Source organism: Duganella kummerowiae (genome assembly GCF_053572355.1).
The window spans coordinates 37,999-55,564 of sequence record NZ_JBKFEH010000011.1 but is presented as its reverse complement, the minus strand read 5'-3'; the positions used below and the strand labels follow the sequence as shown (position 1 = coordinate 55,564).

At 66.9% G+C, this 17,566-nt stretch carries 15 protein-coding genes; 9 read left to right on the top strand and 6 right to left on the bottom strand.

From position 1 onward, the window contains the following. Nucleotides 1–90 precede the first annotated feature (90 nt). The 3 genes from yjgA to ACLB1G_RS16255 all read left to right on the top strand — a co-directional run bounded on the left by yjgA (nucleotide 91) and on the right by ACLB1G_RS16255 (nucleotide 2,058). Complete coding sequence (gene yjgA / locus ACLB1G_RS16265; protein ID WP_491628275.1) at nucleotides 91–681, top strand: ribosome biogenesis factor YjgA; 591 nt, start codon at nucleotides 91–93, stop codon at nucleotides 679–681. Then, nucleotides 671–1,294 (top strand): molybdopterin adenylyltransferase, encoded by a 624-nt coding sequence (gene mog / locus ACLB1G_RS16260; protein ID WP_491628274.1) that lies wholly within the window; start codon nucleotides 671–673, stop codon nucleotides 1,292–1,294. Before yjgA ends, mog begins: the two co-directional genes overlap by 11 nt. A gap of 95 nt (nucleotides 1,295–1,389) precedes the next feature. Next, the gene (locus tag ACLB1G_RS16255; RefSeq protein WP_491628273.1) at nucleotides 1,390–2,058 is read left to right on the top strand and encodes an alpha/beta hydrolase; all 669 of its coding nucleotides are present in this window, start codon (nucleotides 1,390–1,392) and stop codon (nucleotides 2,056–2,058) included. A 225-nt stretch (nucleotides 2,059–2,283) separates the two neighbouring features. On the opposite strand, the gene ACLB1G_RS16250 is transcribed toward ACLB1G_RS16255, so the two are convergent. After that, nucleotides 2,284–5,040, bottom strand: coding sequence for a TonB-dependent receptor (locus ACLB1G_RS16250; protein WP_491628272.1), 2,757 nt, complete (start codon nucleotides 5,038–5,040; stop codon nucleotides 2,284–2,286). Nucleotides 5,041–5,569: 529 nt separating this feature from the next. Here ACLB1G_RS16250 and ACLB1G_RS16245 point away from each other — a divergent pair. Next, nucleotides 5,570–6,121 (top strand): carboxymuconolactone decarboxylase family protein, encoded by a 552-nt coding sequence (locus ACLB1G_RS16245; protein ID WP_491628271.1) that lies wholly within the window; start codon nucleotides 5,570–5,572, stop codon nucleotides 6,119–6,121. A gap of 91 nt (nucleotides 6,122–6,212) precedes the next feature. Next, complete coding sequence (locus ACLB1G_RS16240) at nucleotides 6,213–7,544, top strand: aspartate aminotransferase family protein (protein ID WP_491628270.1); 1,332 nt, start codon at nucleotides 6,213–6,215, stop codon at nucleotides 7,542–7,544. Between the two features lie 49 nt (nucleotides 7,545–7,593). Here ACLB1G_RS16240 and ACLB1G_RS16235 read toward each other — a convergent pair whose 3' ends face one another. The 4 genes from ACLB1G_RS16235 to ACLB1G_RS16220 are packed head-to-tail and all read right to left on the bottom strand — an operon-like array spanning nucleotide 7,594 to nucleotide 12,108. Continuing rightward, nucleotides 7,594–8,445, bottom strand: coding sequence for a fumarylacetoacetate hydrolase family protein (locus ACLB1G_RS16235; protein WP_491628269.1), 852 nt, complete (start codon nucleotides 8,443–8,445; stop codon nucleotides 7,594–7,596). A gap of 55 nt (nucleotides 8,446–8,500) precedes the next feature. Beyond that, on the bottom strand, nucleotides 8,501–9,361 hold the full coding sequence (locus tag ACLB1G_RS16230; RefSeq protein ID WP_491628268.1) for a 2OG-Fe(II) oxygenase: 861 nt from the start codon (nucleotides 9,359–9,361) through the stop codon (nucleotides 8,501–8,503). Nucleotides 9,362–9,394: 33 nt separating this feature from the next. After that, a complete protein-coding gene (locus ACLB1G_RS16225) occupies nucleotides 9,395–10,666 on the bottom strand; it encodes an MFS transporter (RefSeq protein WP_491628267.1) in 1,272 nt (423 codons plus the stop codon). An 8-nt stretch (nucleotides 10,667–10,674) separates the two neighbouring features. After that, nucleotides 10,675–12,108, bottom strand: a complete 1,434-nt coding sequence (locus ACLB1G_RS16220; RefSeq protein ID WP_491628266.1) for a KamA family radical SAM protein — start codon at nucleotides 12,106–12,108, stop codon at nucleotides 10,675–10,677. Between the two features lie 225 nt (nucleotides 12,109–12,333). Between ACLB1G_RS16220 and ACLB1G_RS16215 the strand changes: the two genes are divergently transcribed. Both ACLB1G_RS16215 and ACLB1G_RS16210 read left to right on the top strand, forming a co-directional pair. After that, the gene (locus tag ACLB1G_RS16215; RefSeq protein WP_491628265.1) at nucleotides 12,334–12,801 is read left to right on the top strand and encodes a cache domain-containing protein; all 468 of its coding nucleotides are present in this window, start codon (nucleotides 12,334–12,336) and stop codon (nucleotides 12,799–12,801) included. A gap of 4 nt (nucleotides 12,802–12,805) precedes the next feature. Continuing rightward, nucleotides 12,806–14,500 (top strand): methyl-accepting chemotaxis protein, encoded by a 1,695-nt coding sequence (locus ACLB1G_RS16210; RefSeq protein WP_491628264.1) that lies wholly within the window; start codon nucleotides 12,806–12,808, stop codon nucleotides 14,498–14,500. Nucleotides 14,501–14,581: 81 nt separating this feature from the next. Here the strand turns inward: ACLB1G_RS16210 and ACLB1G_RS16205 are convergent, their stop codons facing one another. Further along, on the bottom strand, nucleotides 14,582–15,151 hold the full coding sequence (locus tag ACLB1G_RS16205) for a DNA-3-methyladenine glycosylase (protein WP_491628263.1): 570 nt from the start codon (nucleotides 15,149–15,151) through the stop codon (nucleotides 14,582–14,584). A gap of 176 nt (nucleotides 15,152–15,327) precedes the next feature. On the opposite strand from ACLB1G_RS16205, the gene ACLB1G_RS16200 reads away from it, so the two are divergent. Continuing rightward, entirely contained in the window at nucleotides 15,328–16,194 is an 867-nt protein-coding gene (locus tag ACLB1G_RS16200) for an HDOD domain-containing protein (RefSeq protein ID WP_491628262.1), read from the top strand. A 103-nt stretch (nucleotides 16,195–16,297) separates the two neighbouring features. Next, entirely contained in the window at nucleotides 16,298–17,476 is a 1,179-nt protein-coding gene (locus ACLB1G_RS16195; RefSeq protein WP_491628261.1) for a hypothetical protein, read from the top strand. Nucleotides 17,477–17,566: the final 90 nt, after the last annotated feature.

The window sequence follows — 17,566 nt, the reverse complement described above, 5'->3', positions numbered from 1 at the left end:
GAATGGGAGGGACTGCGGGAAAAACAGTTATCATAGCAGTCGTTCACAGTTTAGACAGGGCCGGCTTGCGCGCCCCTGAAAGTTAATATTATGGTAAATCCCAATCGCGGCGCGGTCGGATTCAGCTCGGCTGAATTCGAACAGGAGTACGAGCGCCCCTCCAAATCCGAAATGAAGCGCCAGTCCGACGCCCTGCAGAAGCTGGGCGAAACCCTGGTGGAAGCGCCGCGCGACCGCGTCAAGCGCGTGCCCATGCCGGAGGATGTGCTGGAAGCCATCCTGGCCTGCCAGAGCATCACCAACCACGAGGGCCGCCGCCGCCAGATGCAGTTCGTCGGCAAGAAGATGCGCACCCTGGATGAAAACGAGGTGGCGGTGATACAGCAGGCCATCGACAGCTGGAAAGGGGCCTCCAAGGCCGAAACGGCCGCCATGCACGCGCTGGAGCGCCGCCGCGAAAAGCTGCTGGCCGACGACCAGGCCCTGACCACGCTGCTGGCCGAGCATCCGGAACTGGACGTGCAGCAGCTGCGCACCCTGATCCGCAACGCCCGCAAGGAGCAGGCCGAGAACAAGCCGCCCAAGGCCTACCGCGAAATCTTCCAGATCCTCAAGCAGCTGGAAGCCGGCAAGAAATCCGCCGCCGCTGCCGAAGACGAGACCGACGAAGATGACGAGTAAGGACGGCGAACTGGTGATCGGGCTGGTGTCGGTATCGGACCGCGCCAGCGCCGGCGTGTACCAGGACCAGGGCATCCCGGCCCTGCGCGACTGGCTGGCTACCGCGCTGACGACGCCATTCCGCATCGAGACCCGGCTGGTGGCCGACGAGCGCCCCGCCATCGAGGCGGCGCTGGTGGAGCTGGTCGATGGCGCGCGCTGCCACCTGGTGCTGACCACCGGCGGCACCGGCCCGGCGCGGCGCGACGTCACGCCCGAGGCCACGCTGGCCGTGGGTACCAAGGAAATGCCCGGTTTCGGCGAGCAGATGCGCCAGATCAGCCTGCGCTTCGTGCCGACCGCCATCCTGTCGCGCCAGACCGCCGTGATACGCGAAACGGCCGACCATGCGGCCCTGATCATGAATTTGCCCGGCCAGCCCAAGTCCATCAAGGAGACGCTGGAAGGCTTGAAGGATGAAGAAGGCAAGTCCATCGTGCCCGGCATCTTCGCCGCCGTGCCGTATTGCGTGGACCTGATCGGCGGCCCGTACATGGAAACCGATACCGCCGTGTGCAAGGCGTTCCGGCCCAAGTCGGCGCTGCGCCCGGCACCGGCCTCGCCCTCGGCCTGATGGCGACGCGGCGGCTGCTGCTTTCGGCTGTCGCCGCCGCCGTGCTCACGGCGCGGGCCGCGCCCAAGAATACCCCTACTCCTGCAAGGAAAACCATGAGCACTCTGCTGGAAACCATAGAAATCGAATCGGCGCCGAATCCCACCGTGTCCATCATCTGGATGCATGGCCTGGGCGCCGACGCCAACGACTTCGTTCCCATCGTCAAGGAGCTGGACCTGCGCGGCCTGCCGGGCATCCGCTTCGTGTTCCCCAACGCCGAGCGCATCCCGGTCACCGTCAACAACGGCTACGTGATGCGGGCCTGGTACGACATCGCCGTGACCGACCTGGGACGGCAGGAAGACGAGACCGGCCTGCGCCGTTCGCAGGCCCAGGTGGAAGCCCTGATCGCGCGCGAGAAGTCGCGCGGCGTGCCGGCCGGCCGCATCATCTTGGCCGGCTTCTCGCAAGGCTGCGCCATGACCCTGATGACCGGCATGCGCCAGCCGGAAAAGCTGGCCGGGCTGATGTGCCTGTCCGGCTACGTGCCGATCGCCGACAAATCGGCGGCCGAGTTCACCCAGGCCAGCCTGGCCACGCCGGTATTCATGGTGCACGGCCGCCAGGACCCGGTGATCCCGCTGGCGCGCGCCACCGCCTCGCGCGACCTGCTGGTCAAGCTGGGCTACCAGGTCGAATGGCACGACTATCCCATGCCGCACTCGGTGTGCGCCGAGGAAGTCCAGCACATCGCCGCCTGGCTCAAACGCGTCCTGGCCTGAAACACCGGTCAGGGTGGTTTCAACGCGGTGTCCACCAACCTGGTGTCCAACCTGGTGTCAGGTCTGCCATTGGTACATGAGTCTGCTTGCCATGGCAAGCTCATGTACCAATGGCAGACCTGACACCGAAGTGTGTGACATCGAAGTTGATGCCGATGTCTGAATGTGGTGGAGCATAAAAAAACCCCGGACTAGCCGGGGTCAAGCTTCCTCTACACGGTCAGCTTAGAACTTGTAGCTGGCCGATACGTAGCCGGTGGCGCCGTGGGCGTCGTACCAGCTCGGGTCGTAGCCCGACTGGAAGTAGGTGCCCAGGGTGACCACTTCAGGCGGCTGGCGGTTGAACAGGTTCTTCACGCCGGCGCGCAGGGTCAGGTTCTTGAAGCCGGTGTACGACACTTGCGTATCCCAGGTCGAGAACGCGCCCACGTGCACCGCGTCGGTGCCGGTGGCGGAGTCGGCGCGCGCCGCATCCCAGTAGCCCGACTGGAAGTTCTGGGTCAGGTTGACACCCCATTTCTGGTATTTCCAGTCCAGCGACAGCTGGTGCTTCCAGCGGAAGATGATGCCGCCGTTGGCCACCGCGTTCAGCGGCGAACCATCCGGCCCGATGGTGTGGGCCACACTGGGCTGCACCGTGCCGTCCGGCAGGGTCAGGTCGTACTTGGTGGTGTAGGTGCCGTTCAGGCGGGTCGCGAAAGTGCCGTAGTTGGCGGTCTTGGCGATGGTCCAGCGGGCATCCACGTCGATACCCTCGGTCTTGAGCGAACCGGCGTTCAGGTTGGTGCTGGTGATCTGGGTGATGTTGCCCACCGAATCACGCTGTACCAGGCCGGTGTAGTTGCCGTTGCCGGCAAACGCCTGCTCGACGATGAACTCGGGATTCAGCGTGGTCACCAGGTTGTTGACGTTGATCTTCCAGTAGTCGATCGCGATCGAGGCGCCCGGCACCGGATCGATCACCAGGCCGAACGAGGTCTGCTCCGATTTCTCGGGCTTCAGGTTGGGATTGCCGCCGGCCAGCACGTTGAACTGGCCATTGGTGCCGGTCTTGGGATCGGTGAAGGTGGCGCTGGTGCCCAGGGTCTGCGGGTTGTTCAGCTCAGGCAGGGCCGCTTCGCGGAAGCCGCGGCCATACGAGGCGCGCACCAGCACTTGCGACAGCGGCTGGTAGCGCAGGCTGACCTTGGGGTTGGTGGCGGTGGCGTTCGGATAGCGGTCGCTGCGCACGGCCAGGTCGCCTTCCAGGTTCTTCAGCAGCGGCGCGTTCAGCTCGGCGAACAGGGCCGAGGAATTGCGCGAGGCCGACAGCGGCAGGGTCTGGCCGCCATAACCCGAGATGTCGCCCGACTGGTAGGCAGCCGACGGATTCAGGTCCAGCTTCTCGTCGGTGATCGAGGCGCCCACCGCGAACTTGGCCATGCCGGCCGGCAGCTGCACCAGGTCGCCCGAGATGCGGCCCGCCAGCGAGTCGTTCGATAGGGTCGAGTTGATCATGTTGCCGACGTAGTTGGTGGCGTAGATCTGCTGCGCCAGCGCCGGCGACTGGGTCTTGGCCCAGGGGTTGAAGGCGTTGTTATTGCTCAGCAGCTTGACCAGCGCCAGCTGGGACTGGTAGCCGGAGATGGTGTCTTCGCTGACGTTGCTGGAGTTGTGGGTGTAGGCCAGGTCGTAATCGTAGCCCTTGACGGTGCCGCGGAAACCCATCACCAGGTGGCTCATCTTGGCCATGTCCTCGTGCGAGCGGCCGCCGCCGTCCACCGCGCGGTAGCTGACCGTCACCGGCTGGCCGTTGATGGCCGGGTAGTTCTTGGCCAGGTAGGCGCTCGGGTAGTACGGGCTGCTCGGCGACAGGATGATGGCCGGGTACACATTGGCGCCGGCGAAGGCGTTGTCGGTCGACAGGAAGGAGGCGCTGTACGGCGACGATTGCTCGTTGGTGGTGGTCTTCTGCTGCGAATGGAAGCCTTCGACGAAGAATTCATTCTGCTCATTGAGCTTGAAGCGGAAGCTGGCCGACACGCTGGCGCGCTCCACTTCGGGGAACAGCGGCACCAGCGGCGAGGAATTGTAGCGGCAGGAGCCGGTGTTGGCGTCCCACTGGCTGCCGTTGGTGGTGCAGTCGCCGCCGTTGAGCGGATTCCCCAGGCCGGCGCCCAGCGAGGCCAGCGAATTCGGGATGATGCCGGCCGAATTTGGGGTGCGGGTCGGATCGAATGTGCTCAGGTTGCCGCTTGGGGTGGCCGAGGCGTCGCGCAGGCCGTTGTTGTTCCAGGCCTCTTTCGCGTAGCCGCGCTGGGCGCCGTAGATGGCCTTGTCCTTGGAGACGTCGGCCGACACGGTGAAGTTGTAGCGGTCGGCATCGAAGTCGCCGAAGCCGGCGATGATGGAGGCCTTGGCGTTGGCGCCGCCGCCATCCTTGGTGCCGCTGCCGTAGCCGGTCACTTCCACGCCGTTGTAGTTGTTGCGCAGGATGAAGTTGATCACGCCGCCGATGGCGTCGGAACCGTACACGCCGGAGGCGCCATCCTTGAGGATCTCGACGTGGTCGACGGCGGCCAGCGGGATCGAGTTGATGTCGACGGCGGTGCCGTCGGTGGCGAAGTTGGCCAGGCGGCGGCCGTTCACCAGCACCAGGGTCTTGCTGGCGCCTATGCCGCGCAGCGAGGCGGCGGCCAGGCCGTAGGTGGCGGAACCGGCGCCCTGGGCGGTCACGGTGCCGCCCACGGCGGTGTTGGCGGTGATGTTGGCCAGCAGCGCTTCGGTGCTGGTGACGCCGGACTTGGCGATGTCTTCATGGGTGACGGTCTGCACCGGCAGCGCGCCTTCGGCCTGCGCGCGCTTGATGGACGAGCCCGTGATTTCGACGCGCGTCATGGGCGCATCCGGCGCGTTCTGGGCCTGGGCATGGATGGCGCCCAGCGCCAGCGTGCCCGAGAACATCAGGCGCAGCGAACGCGAAATAATTTTTTCTTTGGTCATGTTGATTCCCGATTGATTAGCGACCCTGACAGCGGTTTCAAGATCGGGGCGTATGACAACATGATGACCACGGCACACCAAGGGCAGCGTCTCCAAAAAGCCGCACTCATCCGTTACAAGTGTAAAAACAGCCCTACATTAAGTAATTCCTAAGAAATATGGCAACCGTTCCATTCGACAAACTCAAACGCAAAACTTTTCATCAATAAATCATTCAAACATTAAATAAAGAATGTACAGACAAGCTTTCCTGCGCAAAGGTCGCGCCGGCATTCTTGGTATTTTTACCAGTTTTTGCCACATCTTGTTACACCTGATACCAAATCCGCTTGCGGTTTTGGCATTGTTTGCGCCGGCTCAAGCGCTGCGCCTGGCATGCGTCAACAATTGCATTTTATTCAGCAAGGAGGCTGGCATGCGTTTACCGAGGTGCTTGTACATTTTGATGGGCGCACTCCCCTGCGCCGGCGTTGTGTTTTGCGCTTCTTTCCCCGAAGATGGTCACCATCCACCATCAACTATCACCGCCATGACCGAACGCCTGCCGCCCATCCCCTTCCCGCAATTGAGCGCCGCCCAGCAGATGGTGGCGCAGGCCGTGATCGATGGGCCGCGCGGGGCGCTGGTCGGGCCGTTCGTGGCGCTGGTCCGCAGCCCGGAGCTGATGTCGCCGGCGCAGCAGATGGGCGAGTACCTGCGCTACCGCAGCGCCATCGGCACCCGCTTGTCGGAACTGGCCATCCTGGTCACGGCGCGCCAGTGGGACCAGCAGGTGGAGTGGGCCATCCACGCCCCCATCGCGCAGCAGGCCGGCATCCCGGACGATATCATCGCCGCCATCGCCCAGCGCCGCCGCCCGGACGGCATGGGCGAGGACGAGGCCCTGGTGCATGACTTCTGCATCGAGCTGCACCAGCACAAGCAGGTTAGCGACCGTATTTACCAGGCTGCGCTGCGGCGCTTCGGCGAACATGGCGTGGTCGACCTGGTGGGCATCAACGGCTATTACACCTTCCTGGCCATGGTGATGAACACGGCGCGCACGGCGGTGCCGGCATCGACGGCGGCGCCACTGCCCTAGCGTTTATTTGACCAGGTTCAGGCATACCTCAAAGAAACGGCCGGCGTTCGCGGCTATCGTCTGATGGCCATCCACCATCGCGAGGAATTCCATGAGCCACATCATCCACCGCAACCTGCGCAGCCGCCCGCCCGTAGTGGCCGCCGCCTCCGGCATCACCGTGCGCGACGCCGCCGGCAGGACCTACCTGGACGCCAGCGGCGGCGCCGCCGTGTCCTCGCTGGGCCACGCCCATCCCGAGGTGCTGGCCGCCATGCATGCGCAGATCGACGCCGTCGCCTACGCCCACACGGGATTTTTCACCAGCGAGCCGGCCGAGCGGCTGGCCGAACGCCTGGCCCAGGACGCTCCCGGCGACCTGGACCAGGTCTATCTGGTGTCGGGCGGATCGGAGGCGGTGGAGACGGCGCTCAAGCTGGCGCGCCAGTACTTCGTGGAGGCCGGACAGCCGCAGCGCAGCGTCTTCATAGCCCGTCGCCAGAGCTACCACGGCAACACCCTGGGCGCGCTGGCGGTGGGCGGCAACGCCTGGCGCCGGCGCCAGTTCGAGCCGCTGCTGATGGAGGTGCCACGGGTATCGCCCTGCTACGAATACCGTGGCCGCGCGCCCGGCAGCACCACCCAGGACTACACGGCCGGGCTGGTGGCCGAACTGGAAGCCTGCATCCTGCACACCGGGCCGGAAAACGTGATCGGCTTCGTGGCCGAAACCGTGGTCGGCGCCACCGGCGGCGCCATCCCGCCCACGCCCGGCTACTTCCGCGCCGTGCGCAAGCTGTGCGACAAGTACGGCATGCTGCTGATCATCGATGAAGTCATGTGCGGCATGGGCCGCACCGGCACCCTGTACGCCATCGAGCAGGAGGGCGTGCTGCCGGACCTGGTCACCCTGGGCAAGGGGCTGGGGGCGGGCTACCAGCCAATCGGCGCGGTGCTGGCGCGCGGCGCCCTGGTGGAGCGGCTGCGCACCGGCAGCGGCGTATTCCAGCACGGCCATACCTACATGGGACATCCGGTGGCGGCGGCCGCCGCCCTGGCGGTGCAGGACGTGATACGGCGCGACAACCTCCTGGGCGCCGTGATGGCGCGCGGCAGCACCCTGCGGCGCCTGCTGCAGCAGGCTTTCGGCCAGCATCCGCATGTGGGCGACATCCGCGGACGTGGCCTGCTGATGGCGCTGGAACTGGTGCGCGAGCGTGACGACAAGTCGCCGTTTGCGCCGGAGCGCCAGCTGCACGCGGCGGTCAAGCGCCAGGCCATGGCGCATGGCCTGATGGTCTATCCCATGGGCGGCACCATCGATGGCCTGCACGGCGACCATATCCTGCTGGCGCCGCCCTTCACGGTGACCGACGCCGAACTGGGGGAGATCGTGTCACGCCTGGACAGCGCTCTGGCCGCCGCCCTGCGCGAGGCAGTCTAGAAGGGCGTTGCGCGGCAGGCGCCAGCCCGGCCAGCCGTGGGCGGTCCTGTCAGCCCTTCTTCCAGGCGATGACCTCGGCCTGCTGCTCGCCCAGGCCGGCGATGCCCAGGCGCAGGCTGTCGCCCGCCTTCAGGAAGCGCTGCGGCTTGCGGCCCTGGCCCACGCCGGGCGGGGTGCCGGTGGCGATGATGTCGCCCGGCTCCAGCGTCATGAAGCGCGACAGGTAGCTGACGATCTGCGCCACCGTGAAGATCATGGTGGCGGTGCTACCGGTCTGCATGCGCTTGCCGTTCAGTTCCAGGTACAGGTCCAGCTGCTGCACGTCGTAGATGTCGTCCGGCGTCACCAGCCAGGGACCGACCGGGCCGAAGGTGTCGCAGCCCTTGCCCTTGTCCCATTGCGGTCCGCGCTCCAGCTGGTAGGAGCGCTCGGAGACGTCGTTGACCACCGTGTAGCCGGCCACGTACTGGAGGGCATCCTCCTCGCTGACGTACTGCGCGCGGGTGCCGATCACCACGCCCAGCTCCACTTCCCAGTCGGTTTTCTTGGAGCCTTGCGGCAGCATGATGGGATCGTCCGGGCCGTTCAGCGAGCTGGTGGCCTTCATGAACACGATGGGTTCCTTGGGTATCGGCATGTTAGATTCGGCCGCGTGGTCGGAGTAATTCAGGCCGATGCCGATGAATTTGCCAACCCCGGACAGCGGCACGCCGAAGCGTGGATTGCCGCGCACCAGCGGCAGCTCGGCGTGCGGAATCTTCGCCAGCTTGCGCAGGGCCTTGGGCGCCAGCTGTTCGGGACCGATGTCGGCGATCACGCCGGACAGGTCGCGCAAGCGGCCTTCTTCATCGATCAGGCCTGGTTTCTCTTTGCCGGGACGGCCATAGCGCACGAGTCTCATACTGCTCCTTCGGTTACCTTGAAAATCCCGATTGTAACCGAGGGCCCGGACGGCTTCAGGCGTAGCGCCCCTGCCGCAGCCATTTGTTGGCGATGATCTTGGTGCCCTTTATCACCGGGCTGCCGCCGTGCAGGGTGCGGGCGTCGGGCTGGTGGTCGCTGTCCGTGTTGAGGAAGAACAAGGCGTTGCCCTTGCGCGGATAGACTTCCAGCCCGAGCTGCGGGAACAGCGTGCCGCCGCCCTGCTCCACGTCGCTGAGATACAGGATGAAGGTCGCCAGACGCTGGCCGCCGCGCTGCAAATGGCCGCGATGGCCGGGCGTGTCGGGATTGAGCCAGTCGTAGTGCGGACGGTATTCCTGGGTGGGACCGTACTTCTGCAGCTGGAACGGTTCGCCGCATTCGGCCGGCCAGTTGGCCAGCGCCGCCAGGCGCTGTTCGATGCGCTCGGCCACCTCCGCTTCGCCGCGCGAGATAAAAGCCATCTCGCTGGTGCGGCCCTCGTGCACCACGCTGGAGCCGTCGGCCTCGCCGGTCACGGTGGAGCGCGTGTAGCGGTCGCCGCAATGGGCCACGATGGCGTCGCACTCTTCCATGCTCAGCACATTGCCCAGCAGGATCACCTGCGGCTGGCGCAGCACGAACAGCAGCTCGACCTGGCGGTCCAGCGCCAGCACGGTGTTGGCGCTGGTGTCTATGCGCGGCACATCCTGCGGCGGCGCAAACAAGGGCATGGCGCCGGTGCGCAGGCGCACGCCCTCGGCGATGGCGGCGCGCGCCAGCGCCATGCTGTGCTGCCCCGCGCGCGCCATGCTGTTGGCCATTTCCAGGGGATTGCAGCCGCGCGCCAGGTTGTCCGTGATCCAGTCGCGCCACTCCTGGGGCAGCGCGCCAAATGCCGAGTGAGAGTCAGTCATCGCATGGTCCGGTAGGGGAACATGCGGCCTATTCTACCGGATCGTCTCCTGTCTCTGACGCAGCAAATAGTGCGCCAGGCCGGGCAGCTGCAGCAGCGCGCACAGGCCGAACGCCAGCTGGTAGGCCTGGGCCGGATAGTGGTTGCCCGGTGAGGGCCGCCAGCATTCCAGCACCTGGCCGAAGCCCGCCTGCACGGCGAATGCGCCGGCGAAGATCAGCAGGTTCAGACAGGTGGAGGCGCGTCCCGTCATTTCCTTCGGCATGCCCTGGGCCACGATGGCGTACTCGATGCCGGTAATGGTGCCCAGCAGCGTGAACAGCACCGACAGCAGCCCGGCGCCGGGGGCTAGGCCTCCCATCATGGCCAGTTGGACCGCCACGAACAAGGCGATGCCCACGGCTGCCACCCGCATGGCCGGTATGCCCCGGCGCGCCGCCCGCTCCGTCAGCATGCCGACCGCGATGGCGCCGAAGATGATGGCCGCCATGCCCAGGTACAGCAGATAGGCCACCTGCGGTTCGCTGTAGCCGCCCACGTCGCTCAGCCAGCGCCCCAGCCACAGGCCCTGCAGGCCAAAAAACACGGCGTGCGCCGGCAGCACCAGCAACGCCGCGCGGCGGAACACGGGATGGCGGTAGACCTCCACCAGTCCGGCCCAGGTCACCGGCAGCGGTTCGCGCCGCGGCGAGGCCGGGGTCAGCGCACGTATCAGCAAGGCGGCGGCGGCGGTGGCCACGGCCAGCGCCACGAACAGGCCGCGCCAGTCGGTGTGCTGCAGCGCCGCCTGCACCGGCAGGGTGGCGCTGGCCGAACCCAGGCCACCGGCCGCGATCAGGTAGCCGTGCATGGACGGCAGCCGCGCCGGCGCGATCCAGGTCGACAGCGCTTTCACGGCCGACATGAAGCAGCCGCCCAGGCCCAGGCCCATGATGGCGCGTGCACATACCAGCTCGGCGAAGCTGCGGCCGCCGGAAAAGGCCAGCGCGCCCACCGCCGCCACCAGCAGCAGGGATAGCTGCACCGTGCGCGGTCCCCAGCGGTCCAGCGACAGCCCGACCGGCAGCTGGGCCACGGCGAAGGCCAGGAAGAAGGCGCTGGTCAGCAGGCCCAGCTCGCCGGGCGTCAGGGCCAGCGCCGCCGTCAGCTGCGGCGCCAGCACCGCGTTCACGCTGCGCACCAGGGTGGACAGGTAGTGGCCCAAGGCATAGGGCAGGAACACCAGCAGGAACAAGGCCGTGCCGGACAGGGGCCGCGCCGCGGGGGAGGCCAGCGGCGGCAGCGATTCAGCATTGCGGGGCGCCATGGCGTCACCTAGGCCGCATTGCCGTGCGAGGCGCAGTGGGCGGCGGCGGCCTGGCGCGCCGGCAGCAGCGGGATCACCTTGCCGCGCGGTGCTACGCCATGGTCGGCCGGCGCCTGGAGGCTGCCGCCCTCGCGCTCGAAGAAGAACTCCCGCTGCCCGAAAGCCGGCTTGAGGTCGTCCAGCCAGGCCGCCTGCTCGTCGTAGCGGGCGTAGAAGGGACGCCGCACCCAGTCCGGATTGCGGGCCTGCAGGAACTGCAGGGCGAACACCTTTTCGCCGTGGATCTCGGTCACGCCGTCTATCATCACCTTGCCCGGGAAGGCGCTCATGGATGGGCCGCGCACGGTGCGCGCCAGGCCGGACACCATCTGGTAAGCCTCCTTGAATACCTGGTGGGCGCGCGCCAGCGGCAGGCGGAAATATTCATGCGGGCCGGTGTCGCGCTCGACGAACATGTAGTAAGGGATGGCGCCCAGGCGCACCCCGGTCTGCCACAGCTCGGCCCAGCTGCGCGGGTCTTCGTTGATGTGGCGTATCAGCGGCCCCTGCATGCGCAAGGTGGCGCCGCTGCCGACGATACGCTGCACGGCGCGCTGGGCAATCTCGGGGCGCAGCTCGGCGGCGTGGTTGTAGTGTCCCATCACGGCCAGGTTCTTGCCGCTGGCGACCACCTTCCCGAACAAGCGCAGCAGGTCGTCGGCGTCGCGGTCGGTGACGAAGCGCTGCGGCCAGTAGGCCACCGACTTGGTGCCCAGGCGGATGTTCTGGATGTGGGCCAGCTCCGGCGCCAGCAGCGGCTCGATGAAGGCCGCCAGCGAGCGCGTGTTCATGATCAGCGGATCGCCGCCGGTAATGAGCACATCGGTCACTTCGGTGTGCTGCTTGAGGTAGGCGGCCAGCTGGCTGGTCTCGCTGGCGTCGAACTTGAGCTCCTCCATGCCGACGAACTGCGGCCAGCGGAAGCAGAAGGTGCAATAGGCGTGGCAGGTCTGGCCCGAGCTGGGGAAGAACAGCACGGTCTCCTTGTACTTGTGCTGCAGGCCGGGCAGCGGGACGCCGTCCAGCTGCGGCACGTTATGGGTCAGCTGGCCGGCCGGGTGGGGATTCATGTGCAGGCGGATGCGCCGCACCAGCTGCTGCAGGGCCTCGGGATCGGGCCGCTCCAGCACCAGATGGCGCAGAGCGGCATAGTCGTCCGGGCGCAGCATGTCGCGGTGCGGGAAGGTCAGGCGGAAGATCGGATCGTCTGGGATGTTGCCCCACTCTATAAGGCGTTCCAGCACATACTCATTGACGCGGAACGGCAGCACATGGGACACCACCTGCACCGCTTCCTGCAGCTCGGGCGGCATCCAGGCCCATTGGCGCGCCTGGCTGATGGTTTGACGGGTGTAGGGCTTGAACTTGACGGCCTGCGCGGCCAGCGGGGTGACGGTGGACATGGTGGACTCCTCGGTGGGTTGGATGGTGAGTCCATGCTAGGCCCCTCGCCACCTGTCGAATTGCCCAAAATCAAGTGACTCAGGGAAAGATTTCTTTTAAGAATAAGTCCTTGATGCAACAACATGCCGGGGCCTCGCGTGGCCGCCAGCTCTTGCGTTTGCTCAATTTCCTTTGGGCATGGACGTCGTACAGTGGACCATCTTCCCTCCCGACAAGGATCTATCATGAATGCTCAACGCCCGCTTGCGGTCGCCCTGCTCAGCCTGGCCGCATTGGCCACCACGGCCATGGCCGGCGCCGCCGAACCGACAGAGAAGGACGCCATCGCCATGGCCGAACGCGGCGCCGCCTACATCAAGGCGCACGGCAAGGACGAGATGATGAAGAAGCTCAGCGCCAAGGACCCGGAATTCGTGCAGGGTTCGCTGTACGTGGACATGCGCGACATCAACACCGGCATCGTGCTGGCCCACCCCATCAACCCCTCCATCGTCGGCAAGGACCTGACCGACGTGCCGGACGCCAGCGGCAAGCGCTACCGCCGCGACATCATCGAACTGGCCGCGAAGAAGGGCCACGGCTGGGTAGACTACCAGTACAAGAATCCCACCAGCGGCAAGATCGAGCCCAAGACCACCTATATCCTGCGGGTGGGCGACGTGGTGCTGGAAGCCGGCATTTACAAGAAGTAGCGCCATGCTGAGCAAACTCCGTATCGGTCCCAAGCTGCTGCTGGCGCCCGGCCTGGTGCTGCTGCTGTTGATGCTGACCGCCGCCGGCGCCTACTACGGCATGGTGCGCCAGAACGCCACCCTGGAAAACATGGTGCAGGTGCGCGCCACGCGCCTGCAGCTGGCGGCCGACCTGGCCGGCGACGCGCGCCACGCCCATGCCCACATCTACCAGCTGCTGGCCTGGGTCAACGGCAGCTTCGCCCAGGAGCGGCTGGATGAGCTGGCCGCCCGTATCCGCCAGCGCCACGCGGCGCTGGACACGCGTTTGCGCGAGCTGTCGCGCCTGGCCGCGCACGATCCCGCCGAGCGCCGCATCGCCGACGCCGCCCTGCCGCTGCTGGCGGCCTACCGCCAGGCGGTGGCGCAGACCATGGAGATGGCGCAGGCCGACCAGTCCATCGCCACCAACTTCATGCAGCGCGCCGAGCAGCAATTCGGCCTGCTCAACAGCCAGCTGGCGGCGCTGCAGGCGCTGGAGCAACGGCTCAGCGCCCAGGCCCACGCCGCCGCCAAGGCCGAGTTCCAGTCGCTGGGGGTGAGCATGGGGGTGCTGGTGTTGCTGTCGGTGGCGCTGTCGCTGCTGGTGTCGATGGCGGTGCGCTCCGGCATGCTGCGCGACATACGCGGCATCGCCGAGGTGGTGCAGGAGCTGGCGGCCGGCCGCCTGGGCCGGCGCGGCGGCCAGCAGGGGCGCGACGAGATCGCCGACACCTCGCGGCTGCTGGACCAGTCCATGGCGACGCTGACGCAAACCCTGCGGGCGGTGCTGCAATCGGTGCGTTCCATCGACGTGGCGGCGCGCGAAATCGCCAGCGGCAACATGGACCTGTCGACCCGCACCGAGATGCAGGCCAGCTCGCTGGAGCAGACCGCAGGCGCCATGGCCACCCTGACCCAGGCGGTGCAGGAGAACGCCGGCCACGCGCGCCAGGCCTGCACCCTGGCAGCCGACGCGGCGGCCCTGGCCCAGCGCGGCGGCGCCGCCGTTGGCCAGGCGGTGCAGACCATGGAATCGATACGGGACAGCTCGCGCCAGATCGTGGACATCATCAGCGTCATCGACGGCATCTCGTTCCAGACCAATATCCTGGCCTTGAACGCGGCCGTGGAGGCGGCCCGCGCCGGCGAGCAGGGTCGCGGCTTCGCGGTGGTGGCGGCCGAGGTGCGCACCCTGGCGCAGCGCTCGGCGGCGGCCGCCAAGGAAATCAAGATCCTGATCGACGCCAACGTGGCCACCATCGCCAGCGGCAGCAGCTCGGTGCAGCAGGCCGGCGGCAGCATGGACGATATCGTGGCGGCGGTGCGCCAGGTGAACGAGATCATCGCGCGCATCAGCCAGGCCAGCGCCGAGCAGGCCCAGGGCATCGCGGAAGTCAACCAGGCGGTCGGCCAGATGGACGATGCGACCCAGCAGAACGCGGCGCTGGTGGAGCAGGCGGCGGCGGCGGCGGCCAGCCTGCAGGAGCAGACCGTGCATCTGTCGCAGGCGGTGGCGGTGTTCCGATTCGAGGGCGAGGAAGCGCCGCCACCGCCGCAGCGCGCGGCGCCGCCCGCCTTGACCGATGGCCGCCCGGAACGGCGGGCGCCGGACAGCCCGCTGCGCGGCCGGCGCCCCGTATTGCCGCCTGATGCGCGGCCGGCCCAGAAGCGGGCTTAGCACCGGTTCCAGCAAGACCAGGCCCCCTGGCCGTGCAAGACACCGTGTTCGTCAGGCCTCCCCGCCCCGCTGCCTTGCCGGTCAGCGGAACGGCCGGCTCAGGTAACGCGAGCCGGCCAGCCCGAAGCGCCACGGCAACTCCACCGCCTTGGATATCCCGATGCGCGGCCCGGCCACCACCTCCAGCGGCTGGTCCGGGTCGCGCGCCAGCAGCTCGAACGGCGGCGCATCCAGGGGCAGGTTGTTGTGCTCGCGCGTCACGCCCAGCGCCTGGCACAGCCGCCCCGGCCCGGAACACAGCAGGCGCACATCCTCCATGGCGCGCCGCTCGCGCATGCGGTCCAGTCCCAGCAGCGGTTCGATGGCGCGCAGCAGCACGCCGGCGCCATGCCCCTCCTCGCGGCACACGAAATTGAGGCACCAGTGCAATCCATGCGAACGGTAGACATAGCTGCGCGCCGGCGGCCCGAACATGGAGAAATTGCGCGCCGTCATGCCGCCGTAGCAATGCGATGCCGGATCGCTGCGGTCATAGGCCTCGACCTCGACGATACGGCCGCCCACGCCGTTGAACAACAGCACGGCGCCCACCAGTTGCGGCGCCACCTCGTGCGCGGACGCGCTAAAATCGATGCCAGCCAATATCGTCATGCAAACATTGTAGCGACGAATGGAAAAGCCAGCTTGGCGTGCCGTACACGGTCCAAAAAAAGTGCTCCACGGAACGACTTTAAGCGATACTTAAGCGATAATGAGAGGTTCCAGTCCAGCATGTGCGGCGCGACTGGTTTATAGTGCATATGCCCGCGCCTATCCCGGTAATCAAGATGACAACAGCAGCAAGCCCAGCCATGCCCGCAGCCAACCAGGTGGAAGACGCCCTGATGCGTTCCATCCGTATTCCGCCGCGGCCCAGCCTGCTGGTCGACCTGCAGCGCGAGCTGGCCAAGGAAGACCCGTCGCCGCGCATCATTGCCCGCATCATCGGCAACGACGTCGGCATGTCCGGCGCCCTGCTCAAGCTGGCCAACTCGCCTTTCTTCGGCGCCGCGCGCAAGGCCAAGTCGGTGGAGCAGGCCATCAATTTCCTCGGCATCAACCAGTGCGCCGCCCTGCTCACCGGCCTGCTGGCGCGCCAGGCCATGGAGGGCAGCGGCCGCGACCTGTCGCTGTTCTGGGAATTGTCGGCGCGGCGCGCCCAGGCCCTGGTATTCACCTCGCGCAAGCTGCGCATCGCCCCGCCCGACATCGCCCACACCTTCGGCCTGTTCTGCGACATCGGCGTGCCGCTGCTGCTAGACCGCTTCCCCGACTACGACGCCACCTACAACGCCTGCTGCGACGAAGCAGAGCGTCCGTTCACTGCGCTGGAGGATGAACGGTACAGTACCAACCACGCCGCCATCGGCTGTCTGCTGGCGCGCAACTGGGGACTGTCGCCGGACGTGTCCTGGGCCATCCTGCACCATCACGACTACCGCGTGCTGAGCGACCCCGATACGGACGACGCGATCCGCTCGCTGGTGGCGTTGTCGCTGCTGGCCGAGAAAGGCATACAGCGCTACCATGGCCGCCGCATGTCCATGGAATGGGAAAAAGGCGGCGATCTGGCCTGCCAGCACCTGGGCCTGGACCAGGACGAGACCGAGGACTTGCTGGAAGAGCTGCACGAAGCCTTCCATACTGAACGGTAATCCGTCCACGCTGTACCCTGCGGGGCCGCGCGTGCAGGACACGCGCCGTCCCCTTTTCATCAATCCGAAACACACCGCAACCATGCCCAAGAACAAGCGCCCCGTGCCCCGCAAATCCGCCAACTCGCCCGAAGTACGCGATGAGGAAAACGCCCGCCTGCTGGCCGAGCTGGCGCTGGACCTGGCCGAAAAGGACCAGTACGAGGAACTGAGCGAGGAGATGCAGCAGAAGGACCTGGACTTCCAGCGCCTGGTGCGCAAGCTGCTCAACCAGAAAAAGGACGAGGTGCTGTACGGCGCCATCGAGCATGCCCGCTACGACGACCTGGGCGCCTACGCCTACCTGCGCGAACAGCTGCAGGAAGCCTCCGGCACCGTGATCCTGCGCCGCGAGGGCGCGCCCGAGATGGAGATCAACGCCTTCGCCATTCCCCTGTTCGTCCACAGCACGGGCGGACTGGACCCGGCCCGCGACTTCCAGGATCCGGACGCCTACGACGCCCTGGTGGACAGCATCGTGCAGGCCGGCCTGGAGGGCCCCAAGGCCAAGGTGGTGCTGGTCGGCCACGCCTACGACCTGGCCGAGATGGACCGCATCACCTACAGCGGCCTGCACGCCATGGTGCACGACGCGGCGCGTTCGCTGACCGAGAAAAAACTGGCGGCGGCGCCGGCCCTGGAGCGCAGCATCTCGGGCTGGGGCCCGGGCGGCTTCGCAGCGGACGAGGCGGCGCTGGAACTGCGCTTCCTGGTCGGCTTCGCCCTCAAGCGCAGCGACGATCCGTTCTACAAGGTGCCGTCCAGCCCGGCCAAGGCCGATGCCTATTTCGAGCAGCGCCTGCAGCGCTTCCAGAAGTGGACCGGACAGTACGCGCCGCTGGTGCAGCGCTGCCTGGGCCTGGCCGAGGGCCGCGTCAGCTTCCTGTACCAGGACCTGTTCTTCAGCGCCAAGGATACCGCGCTGGGCGAATACGCCGTGCTGCAGCTGCTGTCGGCCCTGAACCAGGGGCTGGCCGCGGCCGGCGTGGAGGCGGCCGCGGCCAGCGCCGTCATCGTCCCGGTGCAGGAAGGCGGCCAGCTGGCGCTGCGGGTGCTGCTGCAGGCCGGCGGCGCCACCCTGGCCAGCGCCGACAAGCCGCTCGATATCGCGGCCGACATCCAGGAAGAAATCGAAGACCTGGCCGACGCACTGGAAAGCCTGGGCCTGGGCCAGTTGTGCGTTGCGGAAGACCTGGACGCCGATGGCCAGCCGGTGGCGGTCCATCCCATGCCGCCCCATTGAGCAGGCAAGCGCGGCCACGTTCGCGCTGCACTGCGGTTTGACAGCCGCCCCTCTCCCGACCATACTTTATTTAACGCGGCCGCCAGTGCC